Annotated in this window: 22 protein-coding genes and 1 pseudogene; 13 read left to right on the top strand and 10 right to left on the bottom strand. The window is 72.1% G+C overall.

Annotated elements, in window-relative coordinates; translation table 11 throughout:
* Positions 1-123: 123 nt before the first annotated feature.
* Positions 124-555, bottom strand: coding sequence for a helix-turn-helix domain-containing protein (locus ACZ5VD_RS10675; protein ID WP_468681936.1), 432 nt, complete (start codon positions 553-555; stop codon positions 124-126).
* A gap of 74 nt (positions 556-629) precedes the next feature.
* Here ACZ5VD_RS10675 and ACZ5VD_RS10680 point away from each other — a divergent pair, with 74 nt between their 5' ends.
* Entirely contained in the window at positions 630-1,472 is an 843-nt protein-coding gene (locus tag ACZ5VD_RS10680) for a class I SAM-dependent methyltransferase (RefSeq protein WP_468681938.1), read from the top strand.
* A 35-nt stretch (positions 1,473-1,507) separates the two neighbouring features.
* Here the strand turns inward: ACZ5VD_RS10680 and ACZ5VD_RS10685 are convergent, their stop codons facing one another.
* Positions 1,508-2,419 carry an expansin EXLX1 family cellulose-binding protein gene (locus ACZ5VD_RS10685; RefSeq protein WP_468549639.1) on the bottom strand — a complete coding sequence of 304 codons (912 nt, stop codon included), beginning with the start codon at positions 2,417-2,419 and terminating at the stop codon, positions 1,508-1,510.
* Positions 2,420-2,689: 270 nt separating this feature from the next.
* On the opposite strand from ACZ5VD_RS10685, the gene ACZ5VD_RS10690 reads away from it, so the two are divergent.
* Both ACZ5VD_RS10690 and ACZ5VD_RS10695 read left to right on the top strand, forming a co-directional pair.
* Complete coding sequence (locus tag ACZ5VD_RS10690) at positions 2,690-3,400, top strand: ThuA domain-containing protein (protein WP_468681940.1); 711 nt, start codon at positions 2,690-2,692, stop codon at positions 3,398-3,400.
* Positions 3,370-4,488 carry a Gfo/Idh/MocA family protein gene (locus ACZ5VD_RS10695; RefSeq protein WP_468681942.1) on the top strand — a complete coding sequence of 373 codons (1,119 nt, stop codon included), beginning with the start codon at positions 3,370-3,372 and terminating at the stop codon, positions 4,486-4,488. The genes ACZ5VD_RS10690 and ACZ5VD_RS10695 overlap by 31 nt, the downstream gene beginning before the upstream one ends.
* Positions 4,489-4,570: 82 nt before the next feature.
* On the opposite strand, the gene ACZ5VD_RS10700 is transcribed toward ACZ5VD_RS10695, so the two are convergent.
* Entirely contained in the window at positions 4,571-5,725 is a 1,155-nt protein-coding gene (locus ACZ5VD_RS10700; RefSeq protein ID WP_468681944.1) for a S1 family peptidase, read from the bottom strand.
* A gap of 352 nt (positions 5,726-6,077) precedes the next feature.
* Between ACZ5VD_RS10700 and ACZ5VD_RS10705 the strand changes: the two genes are divergently transcribed.
* A complete protein-coding gene (locus ACZ5VD_RS10705; RefSeq protein ID WP_468681947.1) occupies positions 6,078-7,100 on the top strand; it encodes a LacI family DNA-binding transcriptional regulator in 1,023 nt (340 codons plus the stop codon).
* Here the strand turns inward: ACZ5VD_RS10705 and ACZ5VD_RS10710 are convergent.
* Entirely contained in the window at positions 7,035-11,057 is a 4,023-nt protein-coding gene (locus ACZ5VD_RS10710) for a glycosyl hydrolase (RefSeq protein WP_468681949.1), read from the bottom strand. The two genes, ACZ5VD_RS10705 and ACZ5VD_RS10710, sit on opposite strands and share 66 nt — an antisense overlap.
* Positions 11,058-11,412: 355 nt before the next feature.
* Between ACZ5VD_RS10710 and ACZ5VD_RS10715 the strand changes: the two are divergent.
* The 4 genes and pseudogenes from ACZ5VD_RS10715 to ACZ5VD_RS10730 all read left to right on the top strand — a co-directional run.
* Positions 11,413-12,483, top strand: a pseudogene (locus tag ACZ5VD_RS10715) (MFS transporter); the annotation flags it as partial.
* 180 nt (positions 12,484-12,663) lie between these two features.
* Positions 12,664-14,133 (top strand): arabinose isomerase, encoded by a 1,470-nt coding sequence (locus tag ACZ5VD_RS10720; RefSeq protein ID WP_468682195.1) that lies wholly within the window; start codon positions 12,664-12,666, stop codon positions 14,131-14,133.
* 76 nt (positions 14,134-14,209) lie between these two features.
* Positions 14,210-15,412: an MFS transporter gene (locus tag ACZ5VD_RS10725; RefSeq protein WP_468681951.1), complete on the top strand. Its 1,203-nt coding sequence runs from the start codon at positions 14,210-14,212 to the stop codon at positions 15,410-15,412.
* A 295-nt stretch (positions 15,413-15,707) separates the two neighbouring features.
* Positions 15,708-16,439 carry a maleylpyruvate isomerase family mycothiol-dependent enzyme gene (locus ACZ5VD_RS10730; protein WP_468549647.1) on the top strand — a complete coding sequence of 244 codons (732 nt, stop codon included), beginning with the start codon at positions 15,708-15,710 and terminating at the stop codon, positions 16,437-16,439.
* A 12-nt stretch (positions 16,440-16,451) separates the two neighbouring features.
* Here the strand turns inward: ACZ5VD_RS10730 and ACZ5VD_RS10735 are convergent, their stop codons facing one another.
* The gene (locus ACZ5VD_RS10735; RefSeq protein ID WP_468549648.1) at positions 16,452-16,844 is read right to left on the bottom strand and encodes a MarR family winged helix-turn-helix transcriptional regulator; all 393 of its coding nucleotides are present in this window, start codon (positions 16,842-16,844) and stop codon (positions 16,452-16,454) included.
* 86 nt (positions 16,845-16,930) lie between these two features.
* On the opposite strand from ACZ5VD_RS10735, the gene ACZ5VD_RS10740 reads away from it, so the two are divergent.
* Both ACZ5VD_RS10740 and ACZ5VD_RS10745 read left to right on the top strand, forming a co-directional pair.
* Entirely contained in the window at positions 16,931-18,454 is a 1,524-nt protein-coding gene (locus ACZ5VD_RS10740; RefSeq protein ID WP_468549649.1) for an MFS transporter, read from the top strand.
* A 74-nt stretch (positions 18,455-18,528) separates the two neighbouring features.
* Complete coding sequence (locus ACZ5VD_RS10745) at positions 18,529-18,816, top strand: DUF6332 family protein (protein ID WP_468549650.1); 288 nt, start codon at positions 18,529-18,531, stop codon at positions 18,814-18,816.
* Here the strand turns inward: ACZ5VD_RS10745 and ACZ5VD_RS10750 are convergent.
* The 3 genes from ACZ5VD_RS10750 to ACZ5VD_RS10760 form a co-directional block, all read right to left on the bottom strand.
* Positions 18,777-19,442 (bottom strand): response regulator transcription factor, encoded by a 666-nt coding sequence (locus tag ACZ5VD_RS10750; protein WP_468549651.1) that lies wholly within the window; start codon positions 19,440-19,442, stop codon positions 18,777-18,779. The two genes, ACZ5VD_RS10745 and ACZ5VD_RS10750, sit on opposite strands and share 40 nt — an antisense overlap.
* Complete coding sequence (locus ACZ5VD_RS10755) at positions 19,439-20,674, bottom strand: sensor histidine kinase (protein ID WP_468549652.1); 1,236 nt, start codon at positions 20,672-20,674, stop codon at positions 19,439-19,441. Before ACZ5VD_RS10755 ends, ACZ5VD_RS10750 begins: the two co-directional genes overlap by 4 nt.
* A gap of 104 nt (positions 20,675-20,778) precedes the next feature.
* A complete protein-coding gene (locus ACZ5VD_RS10760) occupies positions 20,779-21,477 on the bottom strand; it encodes a TetR/AcrR family transcriptional regulator (protein WP_468549653.1) in 699 nt (232 codons plus the stop codon).
* Positions 21,478-21,662: 185 nt separating this feature from the next.
* On the opposite strand from ACZ5VD_RS10760, the gene ACZ5VD_RS10765 reads away from it, so the two are divergent.
* Positions 21,663-22,115, top strand: a complete 453-nt coding sequence (locus ACZ5VD_RS10765) for a nitroreductase family deazaflavin-dependent oxidoreductase (protein WP_468549654.1) — start codon at positions 21,663-21,665, stop codon at positions 22,113-22,115.
* Here the strand turns inward: ACZ5VD_RS10765 and ACZ5VD_RS10770 are convergent.
* Positions 22,105-23,367 carry a geranylgeranyl reductase family protein gene (locus ACZ5VD_RS10770; RefSeq protein WP_468549655.1) on the bottom strand — a complete coding sequence of 421 codons (1,263 nt, stop codon included), beginning with the start codon at positions 23,365-23,367 and terminating at the stop codon, positions 22,105-22,107. The genes ACZ5VD_RS10765 and ACZ5VD_RS10770 overlap by 11 nt on opposite strands.
* A 133-nt stretch (positions 23,368-23,500) precedes the next feature.
* Between ACZ5VD_RS10770 and ACZ5VD_RS10775 the strand changes: the two genes are divergently transcribed.
* A complete protein-coding gene (locus ACZ5VD_RS10775) occupies positions 23,501-24,856 on the top strand; it encodes a M20/M25/M40 family metallo-hydrolase (RefSeq protein ID WP_468681953.1) in 1,356 nt (451 codons plus the stop codon).
* 9 nt (positions 24,857-24,865) lie between these two features.
* Positions 24,866-25,924, top strand: a complete 1,059-nt coding sequence (locus ACZ5VD_RS10780; RefSeq protein ID WP_468681954.1) for a BUD32 family EKC/KEOPS complex subunit — start codon at positions 24,866-24,868, stop codon at positions 25,922-25,924.
* Here the strand turns inward: ACZ5VD_RS10780 and ACZ5VD_RS10785 are convergent.
* A complete protein-coding gene (locus ACZ5VD_RS10785) occupies positions 25,914-26,954 on the bottom strand; it encodes an NUDIX hydrolase (RefSeq protein WP_468549658.1) in 1,041 nt (346 codons plus the stop codon). The genes ACZ5VD_RS10780 and ACZ5VD_RS10785 overlap by 11 nt on opposite strands.
* Between the last annotated feature and the right edge of the window lie 29 nt (positions 26,955-26,983).

The following is a 26,983-nucleotide window of genomic DNA, read 5'->3' on the forward strand; positions in this document are numbered from 1 at the left end:
GGACGAGAAGACGTGCGGTCGGCTGCGGGAGGCGGGAGTTGAGGTGGTCGAGGCGTGACGTGGGTTGCCCATAAAGGGAGTTGGCGTGGTCGAGGCGTGAAGTGCACGATCCCGCGAGGTACGTCACCGTGGCCCCGGAGCCCGTTTCCGCGGAGCCCTGACAGCGCCCGACGCCGCGGACCTGAGGAGGCGGCGGAAGGTGGAGCACTCCAGGTGGCTCGGCGCCGGACAGGCGGCGGCGTGCCGCAGGGAGTCGCGCAGCACGCCCAGTTCGTGGATCCTCGCCTCCAGCTCGTCCGCCTTGGCCGCGAGGACCTGCCGGTCGATCCGCGGCCGCCCGTCGGGCGCGAACATCCGCGCGATCTCGTCGAGCGAGAACCCGGCCGTGCGCCCCACCGCGATCAGCGCCAGACGCTCCAGTACACCGGGATCGTACTGCCGGCGCAGGCCGCGTCTGCCGATCGAGGCGATCAGCCCCTTCTCCTCGTAGAACCGCAGCGTCGAGGCGGGAACCCCGGCGCGGTGCACCACCTCGGCAATGTCCAGGTCTGTCATCCTCTTGACCTCAAGTCGACTTGAAGCGGCACGCTGTCATCCCGGCCCGACGAAAGCAAGCACAGGAGGCGCACGTGGACGAGACGCGCAGGACCGGCGACGAGCAGACGGCCCGCTGGAACGGGGCCGCCGGCAACGCCTGGGTCGACGCCCAGCCCGTGCTGGACGCGATGTTCGGGCCCATCGAGGAGCTGCTCGTCGCAGCGGTGGCGGCGGCGCACGGCAGCCAGGTGCTCGACGTCGGCTGCGGCACCGGCGGCGTCACGCTGGCCCTCGCACGGCGGGTCGGCCCCCAGGGGCACTGTGTCGGCGTCGACATCTCCGAACCGGTGATCGGCGCCGCCCGGGCGCGCGCCGAACGGGAGGACACACCGGCCTCGTTCGTCTGTGCCGACGCACAGGATCACGCCTTCGAGCCCGCCACCTTCGACACCGTCGTCTCACGCTTCGGCGTCATGTTCTTCGCCGACCCCGTCGGGGCCTTCGCGAATCTGCGGCGGGCCGCGAAGGACGGGGCCGCACTGCGGTTCATCGCCTGGCGGGGCCCGCAGGACAATCCGTTCATGACGACGGCCGAGCGCGCCGCGGCACCGCTGCTGCCGAACCTCCCCGTCCGCCGGGCCGACGAGCCGGGGCAGTTCGGTCTCGCGGACCCGGAGCGGGTCCACCGCATCCTCGCGGAGAGCGGCTGGAGGGACATCGACATCCAACCGATCGACGTGACCTGCACACTCCCCGAACGGGAGCTGATCGGCTACTTCACCCGGCTCGGTCCCGTCGGGCTGCTCCTGCGAGAGGCGGACGAGGAGACCCGCGCACGGATCGTCGACACCGTGCGCTCCGCGTTCGACCCCTATGTGCAGGGCCCCGACGTCCGCTACACGGCGGCCTGTTGGACGGTCGGCGCCCGAGCCTGACCGTGCCGGCCGCCACCGGGTGGGCGGCGGCAGGGTCAGCGCCTGGCGAACTGGACCCTGGTCGGCTGCTCGACGCCCGGCCGGACCGCGATCCCCTCGACGGTGAGCTGTTCACCGTAGATGTCGGTGATCCTGATCGCTCCGCCGCACCCGCCGCCGTCCTCGGCGAGGAAGTAGTTGTACTCGGTGCGCGGCAGCTGACGCCAGCCGCTGCCGGCGCGCAGTTCGAGCCGGGCGAGGGGGTTGCGGTGCCCCGTGACCTGGACGCCGCACCAGTACTGGCTGGACCCGGTCTTGTACCGGATCGACAGCGGGTCGACGGTGCCGGGGCTGAGCAGCTGCCATGTGATCGGGATCTGGCCCCGCACGGGGGCGGCGAGTTCGGCGAAGGCCTCCGCGCTGAGGTCGATGTGCCCGGCCGCGCACTCGGGGCATTCGTTGGTGACACGGACCGTGACGGCGGACCCGTTCGCGGCGCGGACCCGCACGTACGCCCCGCATGCCTTGGCCGTCTCGTAGTCGGTGTGGTTCATCGCCGCGGTCATGACGTCACCGCTCGGCGTGTCCAGGCAGGCGCCGCCGCCGTCCGCGTCGTAGAAGGTGGCTTCGCCGCTGTAGGTGACGCCGGGCTTGACGCGTCCCGCCAACGGGGCTGCCCCGGACGCCGGTCGGGGGTTGTCCTTGGCCGAGGGCTTCGCCGTCGGGGTGGCCGAGGGCGAGGGCGTCTTGCGTGGTGTCCGGGTCGGCGACGGCTCGGGCGTCGAGGCGGTCGCGGAGACGGAGGCGGTCGGTGAGGCGGTCGCGGCCGGACTGTCGGTGCGGGGGTCCGCGCTCGGCGTGGCCGCCGTGCGATCGGTGCCGCTCTCGTGGTCGGGGAGGAGCACCGCGGTCAAGGAGATGACGATCAGCGCCACGGCCGCCGATATGAACAGCCACCGTCTGTGCACCGGACCTCCTCGACAGGAAGCAGCCGATCCTGTCAGACCCGGGAGCACGCCCACAAGCCCGGTTCGGTCCGCCGGGCGGGCTTCACAGGGTGGCCCGGTCACGAAACTTTCGCGTGGTCCGGCAGCCCTTTCCCGCGCCCGGCCGCTGGGCGCATAGTGCACGAGGCGCACGAGTGAGGGCGCCGCTCCCCGGGTCGTCGGCACCTCGACGGCCGGGGAAGAGCCGATCCGACGTGCCGCTCCGGGGCGAGAGCCCCATGAAGGAACAAGATGACGCGGAAGAAAGCCCTGGTGGTCCGAGGCGGATGGGAGGGACACCGGCCGGTCGAGGCGACGGAGTTGTTCCTGCCGTTCCTCCACGCGGGCGGATACACCGTCCGGATCGAGGAGACGACCGACGTCTACGCGGACGCCGCCGCGATGGCCGACACCGACCTCGTCGTGCAGTGCATCACGATGTCGGAGATCACCCCCGAGCAGGTGGCGGGGCTGCGCGCGGCGGTCGAGGCCGGCACCGGCCTCACCGGCTGGCACGGCGGGATCGCCGACTCGTTCCGTGCCTCCTCCGACTATCTCCAGCTGGTGGGGGGCCAGTTCGCCACCCATCCCGGCAAGGAGCCCTGTGAGCGCCGGGGCGGCGAGGAGGACAACTACCTGCCGCACACCGTCGACATCACCGAGCTCGGCCGCGAACACCCCGTCACCGCGGGCATCGAGGACTTCGAGCTGTGCACCGAGCAGTACTGGGTCCTCCACGACGACCTCATCGACGTCCTGGCCACCACCACCCATCCGGTCCGGCCGTGGCAGCCCTGGCACCGGCCGGTCCGCTCCCCGGCGGTCTGGACCCGCCGGTGGGGAGCTGGGCGTGTGGTGGTGACGACACCGGGGCACAGCCTCGACGTGCTGGAGAATCCGCAGGTCCGCGCCATCGTCGAAAGGGGCATGCTGTGGGCGACGCGCACCGCATCGGCGTCGTAGGTCTCGGAGTCATCTCCCGCGCCTATCTGGACACCCTCCTCGGTCACCCCGCCGTGCGCGTCACCGCGGTCGCCGATCTCGACGCGTCCCGGTCGGCGGCCGTCGCCGCCGCGCTGCCCGGCGTCGAGGCGCTGACCGTCGAGGAGTTGCTGAGCAGCCCGGACGTGGACACGGTGCTCAACCTGACCGTCCCCGCGGCCCACGCGGAGATCGCCCTCGCCGCCATCGGCCACGGCAAGAACGTCTACGGGGAGAAGCCGTTGGCCGCCGGTCTCCGGGACGCCCACGCCGTCATGGAGGCCGCCGCCCGGGCGGCGGTCGGCGTGGGGTGCGCGCCGGACACCGTCCTCGGCACCGGGATCCAGACGGCACGGTCGGCGGTGGAGGCGGGGCGCATCGGACGGCCCCTGTTCGCCTCGGCCGTCATGGTCACGCCCGGACACGAACGCTGGCACCCCCACCCGGACTTCTACTACACCGCCGGGGGCGGCCCGCTGCTGGACATGGGGCCCTACTACCTCACGTCACTGGTCCATCTGCTGGGGCCGGTGCGTTCCGTGATCGGTGCGGCGAGCCGGCTGCGCGCCGAGCGCGTCATCGGCTCCGGCCCGCGCGCGGGCGAGCGGATCCCGGTCGAGGTGGACAGTCATGTCTCCGGCGTGCTGGAGCACGTCGGCGGAACCCTGTCGACGCTGACGACGAGCTTCGACGGCGTGGCCACCACGGCCGCGCCGATCGAGGTCCACGGCACGGCGGGCACGCTCGCGGTTCCGGATCCCAACGGCTTCGACGGCGAGGTCCGGCTCCTCGAACTCGGCGGCACCCAGTGGCACACCCTCCCGCCCTCGGCGGGCTACGCCGGTGGCTCCCGGGGCATCGGTCTGCTCGACTTCGTCGCCGTCGGCACGCGGCGACCGCCTCGCGCCGGCGGCGCGCTCGCCCTGCACGTGCTGGAGGCGATGAACGCCCTCCTCCGCTCGTCGGCCGAGGGGCGCCGCATCGACCTGACGACGTCGGCGGAGCCGCCCGCTCCTGTGCCGCTGACCACGGCCGCGGAGTGGCAGGGGCGCGGCGCTCCTGCGGAGTGACCTCGCGAGCGGCGGGTCCGCCGACGGCGCCGCGTGTCACCCGGGTGTGGGCCCGTCCCACCGGACGGGCCCACAGGGGTGCTCAGGTGGTGTGCAGGGTCAGGCCGTACCGGTTGAGGATCTCGTTGACGGGCTGGAACCAGGTCTCGCCGCCGCTGCCGCAGTTGCCCCAGCCGCCGGAGGTGACACCCTGGGCCTGGTCGCCGCTGATGAACGAGCCGCCGGAGTCGCCGGGTTCGGCGCAGACGCTGGTCTTGGTCATCTGACGGACCGCGCCCTGGCTGTAGTTGACGGTCTCGTTCTTGGCGAGCACCCTGCCGCAGTGCCAGTGGGTCGTGGATCCCGAGCGGCAGATCGAGGCCCCGACGGGCGCCTCGGCCGAGCCGCGCACGAGCTGGTCGGAGACGGTGCCCCAGCCCAGCACGACCGGCACGGTCCACCAGCCGCTGCCCACGTTGACCCAGGCGTAGTCGTTGTCCGGGAACGACGAGCCCTGGAAGTTGCCGATGTAGGAGCCGTCCCAGCCTCTGACACCGGCGCCGGGCTGTCCGCAGTGTCCGGCGGTGACGAAGCCGCCGTGCACGGAGAAGCCGATGGAGCAGCGGACGTTGCCGGTGTAGTAGGGGTCGCCGCCCACGGTTCCGGCGGCGAAAGTCTCGGGTGCGGCGGCGAGTTGCTCCACGGTGACCGGGCCCGACCGGCGGGCGGCGGCGAGGAACGTCCGGACATCGTTGTCAGCCTGTCGGCCCTCGATGACGCTCACGACCACCGCACCGGCCTTCGCGTCGACGTGCCAGCCGCTGACGCCCTCCGGTGCGGTGAGCCGGTCGAGCCGCGCCTGGGTGGCGGCCAGCTCCCGCGCACTGTGTGCCACGGTACGGACGGCCGCTCCCGTGGCCCGGACCTCCCGGAGGGTGGCGGCGGACGTGCCCGGAGTGAGGCCGACGGTCAGTTCGGCGCTGGAGGCGTCGAACCAGGCGCCGCCGAAGGAGGTTCCGGCGGCCCGGCGGGCCTTCGGCTCCACGGCCGTGGCCCGCTGTTCGGCGGCGAGCCGCGCCTCGGCCTCGGCCTTGGACAGACGCAGGTCTCGCTGCATCGCCGAGATGAGGCCGGGTGCGGCGGGCGCCTCGGCGGTGGCGGGTTCGCCGGCGGAGGCGGGCAGGGTGCCCGCGGTGACGCCGGCGCCGAGCATGAGCAGCACGGCGAGGCCCGCGCGTATGGATCTGGTGCGTCTCATGGAGATTGCCCTTCGTCGTTCCAACAGGGTGGGGTGGAACAGCAGAATTCTCTGAGAGCGCTCTCAGCGTTGTGGTGCAGCAGAGCCTAGCCGTTGATCATGAACAGGTCCATGCCAATGCCGAGCCGGTCGTGACGACGCTCCGATCGACGGCCCGCCGTGGTCACCGGGCACCGCCGTTCCCTCACCGGGCCTGACCGCCCCGCCAACTCGCCTTCCGCGTCAAGCCATCGGCGCGTTGCCGGCCGGCCCGGAACCGCGGCATAAAACGTTCCAGGCGGCGCCGGGGTAGACTTGCCGTCGCCCATGGGGACGACGTCGTGCCTGGTCGCGCGGCTCTCACAGCGAGGGGGTGGACGCCATGTCGGTTCGCCCCGCCCGCATTCAGGACGTCGCGGCCGCCGCCGGCGTCTCGGTCTCCACGGTGTCGAACGTGCTGAACCGTCCCGAGCGCGTCAACGCGCTGACCGCCGAGCGGGTCCGGGACGCGGTCGCCGCACTCGACTACGTACCCCATCCGGGAGCCGCCGGCCTGCGGACCGGACACTCGTCCTCGATCGGCCTGGTCCTGCCCGACGTGGCCAACTCGTTCTACTCACGCATCGCACGCGGTGCCGCGGACGCGGCGTACGACCACGGTTACGCCCTCGTTCTCTGTGACAGCGGGGACGCGCCGGAGCGGGAGCAGGGCTACTTCACCATGCTGGTCGAGCAGCGGGCCGTCGGCGCCGTGGTGGTGCCGGTCAGCGCCGACCCCACCCGGCTCACACGGCTGCGTGAGCGCGGCATTCCCCTGGTGCTGGCCGACCGTGCGATGCCGTCCCAGGACGGCTGTTCCGTCTCGGTCGACGACATCGCGGGCGGCCGTATCGCCGTGCAGCATCTCCTGGACCGTGGAGCGCGCGACCTTCTGGTCGTCAACGGGGAGCGCGCGATCCGGCAGTGCGCCGACCGGTACCAGGGGGCCCGGCAGGCTGTGCGCAGCAGGCGTGAGGCACGGCTGGACCAGGTCGTCGCCGAGGAGATGACCGTGGCGTACGGCGCCAAGCTCGCCCGCCGCCTCGACGACCTCCCCGACGGGATCTTCTGCACCAACGACTTCCTCGCCGCGGGACTGTGCCGCGAACTGAGCGAGCGGGGCGTACGGATCCCCGAGGAGGTGCAGGTGGTCGGTTACGGCGACCTCGACATCGCGAGCTTCGTGGGGACGACCCTGACGACGATCAGGCAGCCGGTCGAGGAGCTCGGCAGGGCGGCCGTCGAGATGCTGCTCGACGAGGTGGAGGCCCGCGCCGAACACACCCACGAATCAAGGGTGTTCGCGCCCGACCTCGTCCTGCGGGACTCCACCCGGCTGTCCGACCGGAATCCGTAGCGTCACGGGTCCCAGCAACCCGGCCGGGAGCGAGGACGGGAAGGCCCAGGCGGTGGGGGTGGCTTCGGCGAGGTAGGGGGCCAGGGTGTTGCTGACGGTCACGTCGAGGCGGACCGAACGCCCCGCCACACCGGGAAGTTCGAAGCGGTACGGCGCGCAGAACGCCTCGCCGACGGGATTCCCGTCGGCGAGGACCGAGACACTCCCGCGCACCCGCCCCAGGTCCAGGACAGGATCCGCTCCGGCCGGCACCTCCAGCTCCCGCGCGTACGTCACCGCACCGCTCCAGCCGCCCAGCCCCAGCACCTGCCAGTCACCCGGCGGGAGTTCCGCGGGAACGGTACGGACGCGTACCGGCCCGCGCCACGCGGAGCCGCCCCGCAGTACGGCCGTGGGAGCGGTGACGACCTCGATCTCCGTGGGCCCCGGAAGCGGTTGATCCAGCGTCAGAACCCGTCCTTCGAGGGGCTGTTCGGCACCCCTGCCGACCCGCACCCTCGCGGACGACTCCAAGGGCGGCTCCAGGGGCAGGTCCAGCGATACGGTGCCCGGCGGCACGGTGAAGCGGAAACGCTGCGCGTGCGCGCGGACGCTGTCCGTGGACCGCAGCGGCAGTACCGGCGGGCCCAGCACCGGTGCGCCGGTGAGCCATGCGGTGTCCGGCAACGGGTGCGGCCGCAGGGCCGCGTGGCAGTGCTGCAACTCCCCCCATCGCCCGTCGTGTTCGACGGTCCGGCCGCGCCACTGCCCTGACTCGGCCTCCCAACCGGCCCCGCTGACGAGCGCGTTCGCAACGGACTCCGAGCGGGCCACGCAGTCGACGAACACCGCCTCGCGCGGCCGGACGCTGTCGGACACCACCTCCAGTACGTGTTCGCCCGCCCCGAGGGCGAGTCGGTGCCGGAAGAACATCGGCACCGCGCCCCAGTCGGACTCGTAGTACTCCACCTTCTCCTGGCGCGCGACGACCTCCCCGTCGAGCAGCACGGTGACGCCCGTTGCGGCACCCACCACGAGGACCGTCTCCGTCTCCTCACGCGGGAGTCGGAGCCGGCCGCGGTAGGTCACGCCGCCCTCCGGTCGTACGCCGTCGGGCAGACACATGAACTGCGGGCGCGGCGTGAACCCGCCGGGAGGGGACAGACAGAAGTAGCCGCTCAGAGGTGTGTCGGCAGCGCCCGAGATCAGCAACGGCCGGTCCTCGGCATCCGACAGTTCGTACTCCAGCACGTTGCGGGGCTGTTCCACCTCCACCCGGGCGGACGCGAGGTAGCCGCCACCGGTGTCCAGCCGTTCGCCGTTCCACCACACCCGCTTGGTCGCCGCCGCACCGATGTGCAGATCGGCGGGTCCGCGGTGCTCGGTCTCCACAACGGTCCGGACCCTGGCGACCGTTCCGCTCCCGGGCGCGGGGACGCGCACGAACTCCTCGGGCACCAGCCCCTTGTTGCCGAGCAGTCCGTCCGGGTCCGGGATCCCACGGCTCGACGAGTACAGCGCGACGCCCCAGCCCGCGGCCTCGGGTACGAGGGGCAGCTCTCCGGCCAGGACCCGTTCGGCGCAGGCGCGGTCCAGCGGATCGGGAGCCTGGGCGGAGGGCACCGGACCCAGAACGCGCACCCGGTTGCCGTACGTCACCCGGATCCGCTCCCCGTGCGTGTCGGCCCCCTCCGTCCAGCGCATGGTCCAGATCTGCGGTTCGGCGACGGACGAGCCCGCGGGGAGCGCGAGGTCGCCCCAGGTGTTGTCCATGGTGGGGACGAGGCGGCCCTCCCAGCCGCCGGAAAGGTCGATCGTCCGCTCCGACGACGGCTTCGGCGGCGTGGCCCTCCGGGTCGTCGGCGGGGTGCCCTCGCGCCATACGACGAGGGCGGCGGGGGCGCCGTCCAGTGGCACCTCGATGGTCGAGAGGCCGTCGGTGACGGTGACGTGGGCCGGCCGGCGGACGCCGGTCGCCGGGTTCCAGACCTCGGCCTCGGCGACCACGGCGCGCACGGTGACCGTCGAGTGGTGGGCGTAACGCGTGGGATCCGCCTCGTGGTTGCCGTCGGCAGGCCCCACGCGGGCATCGGGAAAGGCCCCCGTCACCAGGGCGACCGCCTCGGTTCCCTGCCTCCTGACGAGCAGCGGCACCTCGCCGGTCGCGTGTCCGGCGGCGTCGGCCACCGCGGCCGCCCCGGCCTCGGCGTCGCTCACCCGCTCCAGCCGCGGGTGCTTCAGCAGCGCCGCGACCACGGAGTCGTCACCGGCCTGGCCGGCCGCCGTCGCGGGCGGACGGCCCACGACCACCACCCGGCCGCCGGAGTCGAGGAGTTGGGTCAGTCGGCGCGCCGTCTCCTCTTCCAGGACGCTCGCCGAGGGCAGCAGGACCGCGCGGTACGCCAGGCCCGTGACGCGCAGCGCCCCGTCGGTGGCCGCGGCACGCTGCACCGAGGCGTCGTCGATGACGTCGAAGGAGACGCGGTGGCCGTCCAGCGTGCCGATGCGCGGCCGGAGCCAGTTGTTCGTGCCGCACAGGTCCAGGTAGTGCTCCTGTGTCTCGTCGGCCTGGTCGTGGCCCGCGCCGAGGCGGCCGTCGCCGAAGTGGTTGACGGGCATGTCCAACGGGATGAGGGACTGCATGGTGGCGGTGGGATGCAGGACCGCGACGTCGGCGCTGTAGGTGCCCCAGGACATGATCGAGCAGATCCGGGCGATGGCCCGGGAGAACGCCGGGTACTGCCGCCAGTAGGGCTGACGCCAGTCGGTGGACGGCGGCGCCCACTCGAACCAGCCGCCCGCGGTGCCGAAGTAACTGGCGTGCGGGTTGTACAGGTTGGCGCCGCTGCGCAGGAAGGGCAGGAGCCAGTCGTAGGTGTCCTCCAGGGTGCCGCCCCAGCCGGAGGAGTGGAACGCCTCCATCCAGACGCGCGGGTGGCCGTAGAGGTGGGCCATCGAGGAGTGGACCTTGGAGTCGCCGTGGTGGTCGCTGCCGGCGGCGCCGTACCAGCGGTGGGTGCGGAAGTAGTCGGAGTAGATCTGCGTCGACTGGGCGGGGAAGCCCGCTCGTGCGGGGTGGCTCTGATCGGAGCCGATGAGCATGCCGCGTTCGTCGTGCCAGGCGGCGAGCGGCCGGAAGAGGGCCTCTTCGGTGAGTTCGGTGCGGACCGCGTAGTAGTCGGTGCGGATCTTCGCGTTCCGGGCGGTCGGCGGTCCGAACAGCGCCGGCAGGTGGTCGAGCAGGTCGTACCCGCGCCGGGCGCCGAACTCGTCGGGGAAGCGGTGGCTCCAGGAGTTGGTGGCGGGAAGTTCGTCCTGGAAGCTCCCCGCGACGACATTGCCCAGGTACTCGGGGACACGGCGGTCGTACTCGTGATGCACGGTCTCCATCAGGAGGCGGACGGCGTGCGGGTCGAGGTAGTCGAACGCCGTGGGGACGGCGACGACGAGCTGCGCGTCCGTCCCGTCGCGGACCTCGATCCGGGCGGTGCCGGAACTCTCGTCCGCGACGACGGGCAGGCGTCGGCCCGTCACGTCGTACGCGCCGACCAGGTGTTCGGAGGGGCGCAGCGCGACCGTGCCCGCGGCGACGGTCGCCCGGCGCAGGTGCAGCGCCCGGCCGGTGGCATCCGGGTGACGGCGGGTGACACCGCCCTGGACATTGGCGCCGGAGAACCCGATCTGGTCGTAGAACCACAGGCGCATGCCGAGTTCCCCGGCGGTTCGGCAGGCGTCGGTGAAGCGGGCCCACCACTCCTCGCCGAACCATGCCGGATCGTCGGTCCGGGCGCCGAAGGTGGGGCCGGCGGGCGCCAGATTGATGATCACGAGGTTGTGCACGCCGCCGTCCGCGAATCTGCGCATCTGCCAGGCGAGGCGCTCGCGGGTGACCTTCGCGCCCGACCACCACCACAGCGGAGTGGGTCCGAAGTCGCGGGGCGGATCGTCGAACAACTGCTGCAGGACCGGGGAGATCACGGGATGCGGTCCTTCCGGGCGACGGCTCGGACGCTCGCGCGTCCTCTTGCACACTCTCTCGGATGAAAAACGTTCTACATCGGCTTTCACGGTAGGACACGTGGGAAATAACCACCAGATCCCGGACGCGCGAAGGCTTCGCCCGTTCCTCCCACCGATGCGTGCGCGACATCTTGTTGGAACGTTTTTCGAATCCTATAGTCACAGCGACCCCGGCCCCTGAGCCGCGACGTCCCCCTCCGCTCGGCCCCTCCCCAGACGACGGAGTCGCATCATGGCCCGCACCTCGACCGCCCCGGACCACCCGGCACGGCCCATCCCCCCGTACCTCTGGAAAGTCGCGGCGCTGTCGGGCATGGCGTCGTACCTCGATGCCGCGCTCATCGTCAGCATCGCCGTCAACCTGGCCATCTACCGCGACAGTTACGACATGGGCGTGTGGATGGCCGGGGCGATCAGCGCGATCGTCACCGGCTGTATCGCCATCGGCTCCCTCGTCGGCGGACGGCTGGCCGACATGTTCGGGCGCCGCCGCGTCTACAACCTGGACATCCTCTGCTACGCGGTGGGCGCGATCGTCATCACCCTGGCGCCGAACGACATCGTCCTTTTCGTCGGCGTGCTCGTCGCGGGGCTGGCGGCCGGCGCCGATCTGCCGACGTCCCTTGCCGTGGTCTCGGACGCCGCGCCCGCCGACGCCCGGGCCCGTCTCGTGTCCTTCACCCAGGTCATGTGGGTGCTGGGCATCGTCGTCGTCATCTTCCTCGGATACGTCCTGTCGGACTCGGGCATGACCGGAGCCCGGTTCATCACCGCCCATCTGGCCGTCGCCGCGCTGCTCACCTGGCTGTTCCGGGCCCGGCTGAAGCTGGCCGACGAGCCGCCGGACGCGGAGGTCGCGCAGGAGGCGGCGACACCGGCCGCCCCCCGCGGCATCGAGCTCAGGAACGTGTGGAACCGTGCCGCGCTGCTGCCGATGGCCGCGACCTTCGTCTACTACGTCACCTGGGGCATCGGCGCCAACACCTTCGGCCAGTTCGGCACCTACCTGCTGGTCACGGTCAGCGGCGCCTCGCAGAGCCTGGCCACCGGAATCAACCTGGCCTTCCTCCCGATCGCGCTGGTGCTGACCTTCGTCTTCGTCCGGATCGCCGACACCCCCTGGCGCGACCGGCTGTTCTACGTGTTCACGATCGTGCAGGTCCTCGCCTTCTGCATCGCCTCCCTCACGGCCGGCGCCCTCGTCGGCATGCTCGTCTTCTTCGTGCTCTACCAGATCTCCAACCCCTTCGCAGGGGAGGCCAGTTACAAGGTTTGGTCGCAGCTCACGCTGCCCCCGGACACCCGCGGCACCACCCAGGGCCTCACCTACGCCCTGTCCCGGGGGGTCTTCGCGGGCGTCGCGTTCGTCACGCCCGCCCTGATGGAGTACAGCGCGTCCCTCCTGCTCTGGTCGATCACCCTCTGCATGGCGGCCTCGGGGGTCGCGGGCGTGTACATCGTCCGTGTCCTCATCCGGCGTTCCCCCCGATACCGCCGACGCCCCGGCGAATCTGGGAGCGGCCCGGACCTGAATCCGCACCGGACCTCGGAAGGAACACCGCCCATGGCAACGCCCGAACCCACCACCGCGACCGCGGACCGCGCCGCCACGCTGCGCGAGCTGCTGCCCGCGGTGCCCCGCCGGCGCACCCGGATCGGACTGGTCGCCGGCGGACTCGGTGCCTACTGGCCGCAATTCCCCGGGCTCCTCCCGCAGTTGCGGGAGTCGTCCGCGTATGTCGCCGAACGCTTCCAGCAGATGGACGCGGAGGTGACCGACGTCGGTTTCATCTCCGACGCCGCCGAGGGAGCCGCCGCCGCCGAACAACTACGCCGGGCGGACTGCGACTTGATCGTGCTGTTCGTGACGACGTATCTGACCTCGTCGATGGTGCTGCCGATCGCCCGGCGCTCGCACACGCCCGTCCTGGTCATCGACCTCCAGCCGTCCGAGCGGATGGACCACGCCTCCTTCGACACGGGTGCCTGGCTCGCGTACTGCGCACAGTGCTCGGTACCCGAGGTCGGCAACGTCTTCCGCCGCGCCGGTATCCCCTTCCGGTCGGTGTCGGGCTGGCTGCGTCAGGAGTCGGCCTGGCGGCGCATCGAGCAGTGGATCCGCGCCGCACACATCCGTGCCGCACTCCGGCACGCCCGGCACGGTCTGATGGGGCACCTGTATCCCGGCATGCTCGACGTGTCGACCGATCTGACGCTGCTGCCGGCGACGTTCGGCTCGCATGTCGAGGTGCTGGAGTTCGACGACCTGCGCCATCGGGTGGAGAAGGTCACGGCGGCTCAGACCCGCGAGCGGGTGGCTCTCGCACGGCGGATCTTCACCGTCGACGACAGTGTGGTGGACGAGGACTTCACCTGGGGCGCGACCGTGTCGGTCGCGCTCGACCGGCTCATGGAGGACTTCGGCCTCGACACCCTCGCGTACTACCACCGCGGTCTCGACGGCGAACTGCACGAGCGGATCGGCGCCGGCATGATCCTGGGCGCCTCCCTGCTCACCGCCCGGGGCGTACCCGCGGCCGGTGAGTACGAACTACGCACCAGCGTCGCCCAGTTGGCCACGCAGAGCATCGGAGCCGGGGGTTCCTTCACCGAGATCCAGGCACTCGACTTCGAGGACGGGGTCGTGGAGATGGGACACGACGGGCCCGCCCACCTCGCCGTCAGCGCCCGCGACCCACTGCTGCGCGGCCTCGGTGTCTACCACGGCAAGCGCGGCTGGGGCGTCAGCGTGGAATTCGACGTCCAGCACGGTCCCGTCACCCTCCTCGGCCTCGGCCAGGACGCCGACGGCGGTCTGTCGTTCATCACCTCCGAGGGCACCGTCGTCCCCGGCCCGCTGCTGCAGATCGGCAACACCACGAGCCGCGTCGACTTCGGCCGTGATCCCGGCGAGTGGGTCGACGCGTGGAGCGCGACGGGCGTCGGTCACCACTGGTCCCTGGCGGTCGGCCACCACGCCGCCGATTTCCGGGCGGCGGCGAGCCTGCTCGGCATCGACCACCGAGAGGTGTGACCACGGCCCCCTTGACGCCCTCGCCCCGCCCGCGACGCCCTTGCCCCCTCCGCCGCCTCCCACCTAACCTGCTTTTGTGCCGCAAATAAACAAAGCCCGTCCGCACAACGACGTGCCGGGCAACACCCTCACCCGGCTACGTGTCGTCCTCACCACCTTCTTCGCCCTCGACGGCTTCGTCTTCGCCGGCTGGGTCGTGCGCATCCCCGACATCAAGGAGCAGACCGACGCCTCGTCCAGCGCCCTCGGACTCGCCCTCCTCGGCGTCTCGGCCGGTGCCGTGGTCACCATGACCCTCACCGGCCGCCTGTGCCGCCGCTACGGCACCCACCCGGTGACCGTCGGCTGCGCGGTCCTGCTCTCGCTGAGCGTCGCACTGCCCCCGCTGACCCACTCCGTGGGCCCGCTCACCGGCGTCCTGCTGGTCTTCGGTGCGGCCTACGGCGGGATCAACGTCGCCTTCAACAGCGCGGCCGTCGACCTGGTGGCCGCCCTGCGGCGCCCGATCATGCCCAGTTTCCACGCGGCGTTCAGCCTCGGCGGCATGATCGGCGCGGGCCTCGGCGGACTGGTCGCGGCCCACCTCTCCCCCACCCGGCACCTGCTCGGACTCACCCTCGTCGGCCTGCTGGTGACCGCCGTCGCCGGTCCCGCCCTGTTGCGCATCGAAGCGCCGGCGCCCCCGCGGCGGGAAGCCCGGGAGCAGGCCGGCACGGGCCGCCTGGACGCCCGTACCCGCGGACCGGTCGTCGTCTTCGGCCTGATCGCCCTGTGCACCGCGTTCGGCGAGGGCGCCCTCGCCGACTGGGGCGCCCTCCACCTCAAGCAGGACCTGCACGCCTCCCCCGGCGTCGCGGCCGCGGGCTTCTCCTGTTTCGCGCTCGCGATGACCGTCGGCCGGCTCACCGGCAGCACCCTGCTCCAGCGGCTTGGCCGGACCACGACCGTGGTCGCGGGCGGCGCCACCGCGGCGGCGGGCATGCTGCTCGGCGCGCTCGCCCCGGAGATCTGGATGGTGCTCCTGGGCTTCGCCGTCACCGGGCTCGGCCTCGCCAACATCTTCCCGGTCGCCGTCGAACGCGCCGGGGCCCTGGCCGGCCCCACCGGCGTCGCCGTCGCCTCCACCCTCGGCTACGGCGGCATGCTTCTCGGCCCTCCGGCGATCGGCTTCATGGCCGACTGGTTCTCCCTGCCCGTCGCCCTCACCAGCGTCGCCCTGCTGGCGGCGGTCGCCGCGCTGATCGGCTTCATCAACCGCCGTGCGGATACCGGGCGATGACACGTGCCATCGTCCCGCGAGTTCTCTGCGCGGATCACTTGACGGAGTACGGCCGCACACGGGGCCGGCTCTCTCCCGCCCGCCGGGCATGCGGCCGATGGGCGGGCCCGACGTCCGGCGCCCCGGAGTCGGGCGCTCCCGCGTCGGGCACCCCGACGCCCGGCCGGCGTCCCGGAGTCGGGCCGACCCCACACCCGTCGGCTCCGCGGCTCCGCGGCTCCCAGCGGCCCTGAACCGTCGGCCCTCACCCCGAAATACCGCGCCCGGACCACACTCCGTCGGGCACACTCACCCCATGGAGACCGCCGAGTTCGTATCGATCCTGGACCAGGAGGGCCGGCTGCTGGCCGCGGCCGCGGAGGAGGCCGGGACCGGTGCGAAAGTGCCGACCTGCCCGGAGTGGCAGGTGGGGGACCTGGTGCGGCACACGGGAGCGGTGCATCGCTGGGTGACAGAGGTCGTCGCCGAGGGGCACACCTCCCGTGTCCCGTTCGGAGGGCCGCCCGACCTCGACGGCGCCGAGCTGCTGGCCTGGTTCCGGGAGGGGCACGGGCGGCTCGTGGACACCCTGCGCTCCGCCTCCCCCGACATCGACTGCTGGTCCTTCCTGCCCGCGCCCTCGCCGCTCGCGTTCTGGGCCCGGCGGCAGGCGCACGAGACGGCCGTGCACCGCGGCGACGCCGAGTCGGCCAGGGGCGGTGACCCGAGCGGGATCGCCGACGGCTTCGCGGCGGACGGCATCGAGGAGCTGTTGTTCGGCTTCCACGCCATGAGCAGGAGCAGGGTTCGCGCCGAGGAGCCCCGCGTGCTGCGGGTGCGGGCGACTGACCCGGACGGCGCGGTGTGGACCGTACGGCTGTCCCAGGAGCCGCCGCTGGCCGAGCGGGGTGATGCCGGGGCGGCCGACTGCGAAGTGGCCGGGTCCGCCGCGCAGTTGTACCTGGCGCTCTGGAACCGGCTGCCGTTCCCGTCGGTGTCCGGCGACGTCTCGGTGGCCGAGCTGTGGCGGGAGAGGTCCGGGATCTGAGGCCGGGGCGGCTCAGTCCGAGGTCAGCATCCTCGTCAACACCGCGCGCTGCAGGGGCAGTACGGCGCCGTGCAGCGCGCGCCCCTTGTCCGTGAGCGCCACCCGGACGCCTCGCCGGTCCTCCGGGCACATCCCGCGGTCGACGAGACCGTCCTTCTCCAGCCGGGCGACGAGGCGCGACAGCGCGCTCTGGCTGAGGTGGACACGCTCGGAGATCTCCTGCACCCGGTAGACGCAGGCGCCGTCCTCGCGCGGTTCGGAGAGGACGTCGAGGACCTCGAAGTCACTCCCGCACAGGCCGTGTTGGTGCAGTGTGCGGTCGAGTTCGCACTGGGTGCGCGCATGCAGCGCCAGAAGGTCCCGCCACTGGTCCGCGAGCGTCCGCTCGGCATTCTTGGCCGCCATGGCCGCACCGTAGCAGAGAAGGGAGTTTGTTGCATCGTAATTAAATGCGTTTGCATTCCATGCATGCGCATGTAATGTCTCCCGTCATGACCTCTCCGCTCACCACCTCCGCGTCCGCAGGACGTTGGACGCCCCGGCTCTGGGGCACCCTGCTGGTGCTCTGCGCCGCGATGTTCCTGGACGCGCTGGACGTGTCGATGGTCGGCGTCGCCCTGCCGTCGATCGGCGCCGACCTCGGCCTCTCCACCTCCACGCTGCAATGGATCGTCAGCGGCTACATCCTGGGCTACGGCGGCCTGCTGCTCCTCGGCGGCCGGACCGCGGACCTGCTCGGCCGACGCCAGGTCTTCCTGATCGCCCTCGGCGTCTTCGCCCTGGCCTCGCTGCTCGGCGGACTCGTCGACTCGGGCCCGCTGCTGATCGCCAGCCGCTTCATCAAGGGCCTGAGCGCGGCCTTCACCGCCCCGGCCGGCCTGTCGATCATCACCACGACGTTCCCGGAGGGCCCGCTGCGCAACCGCGCCCTCTCCATCTACACCACCTGCGCGGCCACCGGCTTCTCGATGGGCCTGGTGCTCTCCGGGCTGCTCACCGAGGCCAGCTGGCGCCTGACCATGCTGCTGCCCGCCCCCATCGCCCTGATCGCCCTCATCGCCGGCCTGAAGCTGCTGCCGCGCAGCGACCGCGAGAGGAACCACAACGGCTACGACATCCCCGGCGCGATCCTCGGCACCGCCTCGATGCTGCTGCTGGTCTTCACCGTCGTCCAGGCTCCCGAGGCCGGCTGGACCTCGGCCCGCACCCTGCTGTCCTTCCTCACGGTCGCCGTGCTGCTCACGGTGTTCGTCCGGGTCGAGCGGCGCTCGGCCGGTCCCCTGATCCGCCTGGGCGTCCTGCGCTCGGGCACCCAGATCCGCGCCCAGCTCGGCGCGATGGCCTTCTTCGGGTCGTACGTCGGCTTCCAGTTCCTGGTCACCCTGTACATGCAGTCCCTGCTCGGCTGGTCGGCGCTGCACACCGCGCTCGCCTTCCTCCCCGCCGGCGCACTGGTGGCGCTCTCCTCGACGAAGGTCGGCTCCGTCGTCGACCGCTACGGCACCCAGCGGCTGATCGCGGCGGGCTTCGCCCTGATGGTCGTCGGGTACGCGCTGTTCCTGCGGGTCGACCTCGACCCGGTCTACGCGGCCGTCATCCTGCCCTCGATGCTGCTCATCGGCGCCGCCTGCGCCCTGGTCTTCCCCTCGCTCAACATCCAGGCCACCAACGGTGTCGAGGACCACGAGCAGGGCATGGTCTCCGGGCTGCTCAACACCTCGGTCCAGGTCGGCGGCGCGATCTTCCTCGCGATCGTGACGGCCGTGGTGACGGCGGGCGCCCCCGAGAACGCCACCCCGCAGGCGGTCCTCGACAGCTACCGGCCGGGACTGGTCGTGGTGACGGTCGTCGCCGCGGCCGGGCTGCTGATCACCCTCACGGGCCTGCGGACCACGCGCGGCACACAGTCGTCCGTCGTGGTCGCCCAGTCCACCGGACCGACCGGTCCCACCGATCCCATGGAATCCACCGAATCCACCGTGAAGGAGACGGAGCGCGTCTCGGTACGCGACTAGGGGGCCGTCTGCGCTCGTGTGCGCCCGGCGGGGTCTTCTTGCCCCGCCGGGCGCACGCCTGTGACACTTGCGGGGTGGAGAGCCACGGGGGACGGCGCGGGCAGGCCGAACGGGACGCGATCACCGTCGAGATCGGATACGCGCTGTTCAGCGCGGCGTTCGCGGCGGCGGTCCTCTTCGGGGCGGTCGCCGGACCGGCGCTGCTCTTCGAACTGCCGCACGCCGTCGAGCCGGTGCTGCTCCGCGCCGCAGTGGTGCTGGCGCCCGTCCTCTTCCTGGCCCGGGTCGTCAGTGTGCTGACGCGTTTCCGGCAGGAGGCGCCTCAGCCCAGCCAGCCCGGCCGGACCAGCCCCGACTCGTAGGCCAGCACGACGAGTTGGGAGCGGTCCCGGGCGCCGAGCTTGACCATGGTGCGGCTGACGTGGGTTTTGGCGGTGAGCGGGCTGACCACCAGGCGGCGGGCGATCTCCTCGTTGGACAGGCCGATGCCGACCAGCGCCATCACCTCCCGTTCCCGCTCGGTGAGCCGGCCGAGGGCGTCGGCCGCGGCCGGTTCCTTGGAGCGGGCGGCGAACTCGGCGATCAGGCGGCGGGTCACGCCCGGCGAGAGAAGCGCGTCGCCCTCGACCACCGACCGTACGGCGCGCAGGAGTTCCTCCGGTTCGGTGTCCTTGACCAGAAAGCCGGAGGCGCCCGAGCGGATCGCCTCGAAGACGTACTCGTCGAGTTCGAAGGTGGTGAGCATGACCACCTTGACCTCGTGCAGCGCCGTGTCCTCGGTGATGCGCCGGGTCGCGGCCAGTCCGTCGAGGACCGGCATGCGGATGTCCATCAGGACGACGTCGGGGCGCAGTTCACGTACCCCGCGCAGTGCCTCCTCGCCGTCGGAGGCCTCCGCGGCCACCTCGATGTCCGGTTGCGCGTCGAGCAGCGCCCGGAAGCCGGCCCGTACCAGTGACTGGTCGTCGGCGAGCAGTACGCGGATCACCGGTCGTTCTCCTTGGGCTTGACCTTCGCCGGCAGTACGGCCAGCACCCGGAACCCGCCGTCGGCGCGCGGGCCCGCCTCGATCGTGCCACCCAGTGCGCCGGCCCGCTCCCGCATTCCGGCCAGACCGTTGCCGCTGCCGCCCGCGTCGGCGCCGGTCGCGGGTCCGTCGTCGTCGATACACAGCCGTAGCGCGCCCCCGTCGTGGTCGAGCCGCAGCCGCGCGTGCCGTGAACCGGAGTGCCGTACGACGTTGGTGAGGGCTTCCTGGACGATGCGGAAGGCCGCGAGGTCCGTCCCGGGGGCGAGCCGGGGCGGCTCCCCCTCGACGTCGACCGTCAGGCCGGCGCCCTGTGCCTGTTCCACCAGTTCGGGGAGCCGGTCGAGGCCGGGCGCGGGGGCGCGCGGCGCGTCTCCCGGCGTTCGCAGGGTGTCGAGCACCTGGCGGACCTCGCCGAGTGCCTCCTTGCTCGCGGCCTTGATGGTGGTGAGGGCGGAGCGCGCCTGTTCCGGGTCGGTGTCGAGGAGGGCGAGGCCGACGCCCGCCTGCACGTTGATGACGGAGATGCTGTGCGCGAGGACGTCGTGCAACTCGCGGGCGATCCGCAGCCGTTCCTCGTCCGCGCGCCGCCGGGCCGCCTGCGCGCGCTCGGCCCGCTCGCGGGCCCACTGCTCACGCCGGGTGCGGACGAGTTCGGACACCGCGAGGATCAGGACCATCCAGGTGGCGACCGCGACCTCCTGTCCCCAGGCGGCGGCGGAGTCACCGGACGGTGGGAGCCACCGGTACAACCAGTGCGCCACCAGGACGTGTCCGGCCCAGAGCATCCCCAGCGCCGTCCAGGCGGCCCTGCGGTGCCCGGCGACGACGGCGCCGAAGCAGGCCAGGGCGACGGTCAGGAACACCGGACCGTACGGATAGCCGGCGCCCAGGTAGAGCATGGCCGCCGCCGCCGTACCGAACACGACGGGCACCGGATGCCGCCACCGCCACAGCAGCAGGCCCGAGCCCACGACCAGCAGCAGACGCGCGAACGGGTCCAGGGGAGCCCGCTCATGGACCTGCTGGGCGGCCGCGTAGTTCGAGCCGACGAGCACGAACAGGGTGAGCAGCGCGGTGGAACGCCAGGGCCACCGCGGACGCCGTCCCTCCTCGTCCTCGCGGGCCGCCCACGGCGGGCCGTGCCGCCACCAGTGCGAGGGGCCGCCGCCGCGTACACGCTCCACGTCCATGCCCGCCACGCTAGACGCCGTGACCTGCCGACGGCGTCCGCCGAGCGCGGTGACCGGGCGTACTCCCCGCGAAGTACGCCCGCCCTGACGCCCGGTCCTCGCCGCTATGGCGAATCCGCGAGTCCCACGCCGTGGGCGAGGCGGGTCACCGCGTGCCGGAAGAACGGTTCGCGGTCCTCCACCACCCGGTTGAACTGGCCGAACAGCTCGAACCCGATCAGTCCGTACAGCTGGGACCAGGCCGCGACGAGGGCCGTGACCGTCTCGGGCGGGAGGTCGGGGGCGAGGTCGGCGGTCATCCGGTCGGCCTCGGGGCGCAGCTCCGCGGGCAGCGCGGTCCGGGTCAGGCCGGGGCCCTCGTGGGCGTCGCGCAGGATGCCGATGAGGAGGAGCCCGACGCGGGCGGCAGCCGGGACGGTGGTCTGCGGTGCCGCGTAGCCGGGGACCGGGGATCCGTAGATCAGCGCGTACTCGTGCGGGTGCCCCAGCGCCCAGGCGCGCACCGCCTCGCACACCGCCGACCAGCGCCGGACGGGTCCGGCGTCGGCGACGGCGGCATGGGCCTGTTCCGCGCTCTCGCCGAGGGAGTCGTAGGCGTCGATGATGAGTGCGGTGAGCAGGTCGTCACGGCTGGGGAAGTAGCGGTACAGCGCGGAGGAGACCATGCCGAGTTCGCGGGCCACGGCGCGCAGCGAGAGCTTGGCGGCGCCCTCGGCCGCGAGTTGTCGGCGTGCCTCGTCCTTGATGGCCGCGGTGACTTCGATCCTGGCGCGGGCTCGGGCCCCGCGTGCGGTGCTGCTCATGACGCCAGTCTCCCACGAAAGGAGATCGGTGCACACAAACGAGAGCAGTGCTCTTGCTCTGGGTGGCCACTCTCGGGCAGACTCCTCACCAGCGAGAGCAGTGCTCACAAAAGTGAGCGGCGCTCCATTCGTCTCTCGACGCTCCACCCACCCTCTCGACGCTCCACCCGACCCCGGAGGTCACCATGTCCACCACACACGTCCAGAAGCCCGGCTGGTTCACCGTCAACGTCCTCAACCGTGTCGTGGCGTGGATGACCCGCCGGGGCGTCAGCGTCTGGGGCTCCCGGGTGCTGGCGGTCCGTGGCCGCAAGAGCGGCGAGTGGCGGACCACCCCCGTGAACCTGCTGACCGTGGGTGGCCGGCAGTACCTGGTCGCCCCGCGCGGGCACGTCCAGTGGACGCACAACATGCGCGCGGCCGGCGGCGGTGAACTGCACCTGGGCAAGCGCGTGGAGTCGTTCACCGCGGCCGAGGTGGCCGACGACGACAAGGTGCCACTGCTGCGCGCCTACCTCAAGCGCTGGAAGGCCGAGGTCGGCGTCTTCTTCAAGGGTGTGGGCCCGGACTCGCCGGACGCCGACCTGCGCCGGATCGCCCCCGACCACCCCGTCTTCCGCATCGAGGTCACGAACTGACCTCGTCCTCCCCTGATTCCGATGCAGGTGCCGGTACCGGTACCGGCCGGGGCCCCATCGCGGCCAGGGCGCGCTGCGCCATCGGATGGCTGCGCACCAGCTCGCCCAGCGTGGTCGCACCGCGCGTGATGTCCCGGAACGCGTTCCAGGCGGGCCGGAAACCGGTGAGTGCCGCGTGGAACAGGCCCGGTCGGCGCTCGAACACCGTCAGCATGCTCTTGCCGACGCTCATCTCGACGCCGAGCCCGGCCTTGATCGCGAACGCGTAGTTCAGGGCCTGCCGACGGGTGTCCACCGCGTCGTGCGCCTCCGCGATGCGGATCGCCCACTCCCCCGCGAGACGGCCGGAGCGCAGCGCGAACGAGATGCCCTCGCGGGTCCACGGCTCCAGCAGCCCCGCCGCGTCCCCGCACACCAGCACCCGGCCGCGCGACAACGGGGAGTCGTCGGCACGGCAGCGGGTCAGGTGCCCGGAGGAGATGCTCGGTTCGAAACCGGCGAGGCCGAGCCGCCCGACGAAGTCCTCCAGATACCGCTTGGTCGCGGCGCCTTCGCCGCGCGCGGAGATCACCCCGACCGTGAGCGTGTCGCCCTTGGGGAACACCCAGCCGTAACTGCCGGGCATCGGACCCCAGTCGATGAGCACCCGCCCCTTCCAGTCCTCGGCGACGGTCTCCGGCACCGGGATCTCCGCCTCCAGGCCGAGGTCCACCTGGTCGAGCTTCACCCCGACATGGGCTCCTATGCGGCTGGCGCTGCCGTCGGCCCCGACCACGGCCCGCGCCAACACCGTCTCCCCGCCCTGGAGGACCACGGCGACCGTACGCCGGTCCGGGACCGCCGAGCCGTGCTGCTCGACGCGCTGGACGGTGACCCCGGTCCGCAGTTCCGCGCCGGCCTTCTGCGCGTGCTCGACCAGTTGCTGGTCGAACTCGGGCCGGTTGATCAGCCCGAACAACATCTGCTTGGAGCGGCGGGTGCGGGCGAAGCGGCCGTTGTGCGAGAACGTCACCGCGTGCACCCGGTCCCTGAAGGGCAGTTCGAAGCCCGGGGGCAGGGAGTCGCGGGAGGGGCCGATGATGCCGCCGCCGCATGTCTTGTAGCGGGGCAGCTCGGCTTTCTCCAGCACCAGCACACGCCGCCCGGCGACGGCCGCCGCGTAGGCGGCCGAGGCCCCCGCGGGTCCCGCGCCCACCACGACGACGTCCCATACCCGCTGTACGTCGTCCGCCGAAGAGTTCTCGCTGCTCACGATGGTCCGCTGCTCCCGATCAAGCCACTGCCACACCTGTCCCCCGCATCCTACGGCGGACGTCCCCACAGTCCGCTGTGGGAGGATCTACGGCACTCATCGGTACAACGTCGCACCCACAAGGAGCGTGCCCATGTCGTCGAATCCGGTCGCCGAGACCGTCGCCTCGCTGATGCCCAGGGCGAAGGCGGAGCTCACCGAGCTGGTGGCCTTCAGGTCGGTGGCGGACTTCGACCAGTTCCCGAGGAGCGAGAGCGAGGGCGCCGCCCGCTGGGTCGCCGACGCGCTCACCGCCGAGGGCTTCCAGGACGTGGCACTGCTCGACACCCCCGACGGCACCCAGTCGGTGTACGGCTACCTGCCCGGCCCCGAGGGCGCCAAGACGGTCCTGCTGTACGCCCACTACGACGTGCAGCCGCCGCTGGACGAGGCCGGCTGGATCACCCCGCCCTTCAAGCTGACCGAGCGCGGGGGCCGCTGGTACGGACGCGGGGCCGCCGACTGCAAGGGCGGCGTGATCATGCACCTGCTGGCGCTGCGGGCGCTGAAGGCGAACGGCGGCGTCCCGGTCCACGTCAAGGTCATCGCGGAGGGCTCCGAGGAACAGGGCACCGGCGGCCTGGAGCGGTACGCCGAGCAGCACCCGGAGCTGCTGGAGGCCGACACCATCGTCATCGGCGACGCGGGCAACTTCCGGGTCGGCCTTCCGACGGTCACCTCCACCCTGCGCGGCATGACCATGCTCCGGGTGCGGATCGACACGCTCGAAGGCAACCTGCACTCGGGGCAGTTCGGCGGCGCCGCCCCGGACGCGCTCGGCGCCCTGATCCGCGTCCTCGACTCGCTGCGCGCGAAGGACGGCTCGACCACGGTCGACGGGCTGACTCCGGAGACGACCTGGGAGGGGCTGCAGTACGACGAGGAGCAGTTCCGCAAGGACGCCAAGGTGCTGGACGGGGTCGGGCTGGTCGGTGGCGGCACGGTCGCCGACCGCATCTGGGCCCGCCCCTCGGTCACGGTCCTCGGCATCGACTGCCCGCCGGTCGTCGGCGCCACCCCGTCCGTGCAGGCCGGTGCCCGTGCGCTGGTCAGCCTGCGGGTGCCGCCGGGCGTGGACGCGGCCGAGGCGACCAAGCTCCTTGAGGCCCACCTGGTGGCGCACACCCCGTGGGGCGCCCGGGTGCACACCGAGCAGATCGGCCAGGGCCAGGCGTTCAGCGCGGACACCACCAGCCCGGCGTACGCGGCGATGGCCGAGGCGATGTCGGTCGCCTACCCGGGTCAGGAGATGCAGTACGCCGGCCAGGGCGGCTCCATTCCGCTGTGCAACACCCTCGCCTCGCTCTACCCGCACGCGGAGATCCTCCTCATCGGCCTGAGCGAGCCGGAGGCCCAGATCCACGCGGTCAACGAGAGTGTGTCGCCCGAGGAGTTGGAGCGGCTGTCGGTGGCCGAGGCGCTGTTCCTGCGGAACTACTCGGCCGGCTGAGCGGCCACGGTGTCTGCCCGCTCCACACGTCTGGACCGGCACACCGACGTCGCCACGGCCCTGGATCTGCTCGGTGACCGTGAGCTCACCCGGCTCCTCGCCTCGGGTACGCCCGGCGGCTCCGGCATCGGCGGGCGTACGACGCTGGTCGAGGTGGACGGTGTGACGGTCTTCGTGAAGCGGGTGCGGCTCACCGACGTGGAACGGCGGCCGGAGAACGTGCGCTCCACGGCGAACCTCTTCGGCCTGCCGACCCACTTCCACTACGGCGTCGGCAGCGTCCCCAGTACCGGTTTCGGCGCGTGGCGGGAGCTGGCCCTGCACACGATGACGACGAACTGGGCGCTGTCGGACCGCTTCGCGGGCTTTCCCCTGCTGCACCACTGGCGGGTCCTGCCGGATGAGGCACGGCCGCTCCCCGAGGAGATCGCGGACGTCGAGCGGACCGTCGCCTACTGGGGCGGCACTCCTCAGGTGCGCGAGCGCGTCGAGGGTCTGCGGACGGCGACGGCGGAACTCGCCCTGTTCCTGGAGTACTTCCCCACCACCCTCCACGACTGGCTCCGCGCCCAGATGGCGTCGGGCGACCCCGAGAGTGCCTGCGCGCTGGTCGAACGGCGGCTGGAGGAGGTCGTCTCCTTCCTCCACGACCACGACCTCCTGCACTTCGACGCGCACTTTTGGAACATCCTCACCGACGGCCGCCGCCTCTACCTCACCGACCACGGCCTCGCGCTGTCCTCGCGGTTCCGCCTGACACCGCGCGAGCGCGTCTTCTTCGACGCCCACCGGCACTACGACCGCGCCTACACCCGCATGTACCTGGTGATCTGGCTCGTCACCGAGCTGTACGGCTACCGGGGCCAGGAGCGGGAGGCGTTCGTCCGCGCCTGCGCCGAGGGCGAGCGGCCCCGCGGGATCCCGGAGGCCGCCGCCCAGCTCATCACACGGCACGCCGGACAGGCCGTCGTCATGAGCGAGTTCGGCCGGCGGTTCCGGGAGGAGAGCCGGCTGACGCCCTTTCCACCCCCCTTCGGCGAGCCGTCCGGCCCGCCGGTCACGGCGTAGGGACGCCCGCCTCCAGATACAGCGCGGCCCCGCGTTCCCGCGCCCGCAGGGCCCACCGCAGCCGTTCGAAGCGGACGGGTGGCAGCAGGCCGGCGGCCTCCTCCTCGGTGACGAAGCGCCAGCCGCGCAGCTCGGGGCCGGGCAGCACCACGCGTGCGGCCTCGGCGGAGTCGAGCCGGCCGCCGTCGAAGAGGAGCCGCAGACCGCCGTAGCCCGGGGGCGCGGGCCTCTCCCAGTCGACGACCAGGAGGCGGGGTACGTCGTCCAGATGGATCCCCGTCTCCTCCGCGACCTCGCGCATCCCGGCCCGGGCGGGCGCCTCGCCGGGCTCGACGACACCGCCGGGGAACTCCCAGCCGGCCTTGTAGGTCGGGTCGACGAGCAGCACCCGGTCCTGCTCGTCGAAGAGCAGGACGCCCGCCGCGAGCGTCTCCGAGGTGGGCTCGGGCGTCTGCACGATGTCGCAGACGGGCACCGAGCCGGCGCCGACCGCCTCCGCGATCCGGGCGGCGGTCTCGTACGGCGTGAGGGCGCCGCTGTCGATCGGGTGGGCGTCCGCGGTGAGCCAGGAGGCGAGGGCGGTGCGGTACGGCTCGATGTGGTCGTAGGCCCACTGTCGTTGCCGCATCTCGCCGTCGGGCAGGTCGGGCGGGATCTCCCGCCCGGCTATTCGCTCGCGCAGGATCGTTTCCGCCGGGGCCAGGAGAACATGTCGGACGGTGATCCGGCGGGCGGCGAGACCGCCGAAGATCTCGTCCCGGTAGTCCTGGCGCAGCAGTGTCATCGGGACGACCAGCGTCCCGCCCAGTTCGGCGAGCATCGCGGCCGCCGTGTCGATCACGAGCCGCCGCCAGATCGACAGGTCCTGGAAGTCGCCGACCTCGGCGAGGTGTTTGGCCGGGAGCAGGTGCCAGAGCGCTCCGCCGATGACCTCGGGGTCGAAGAGCGTGCTGTTCGGGATCAGTTCGATCAGTTCCCGTGCGGTGGTGGTCTTCCCCGCACCGAACGCGCCGTTGACCCAGACGATCACGTTTCCCCCTCTTCTACTGGCCCCCTGAG

It is taken from the genome of Streptomyces sp. NPDC032822, assembly GCF_055578825.1.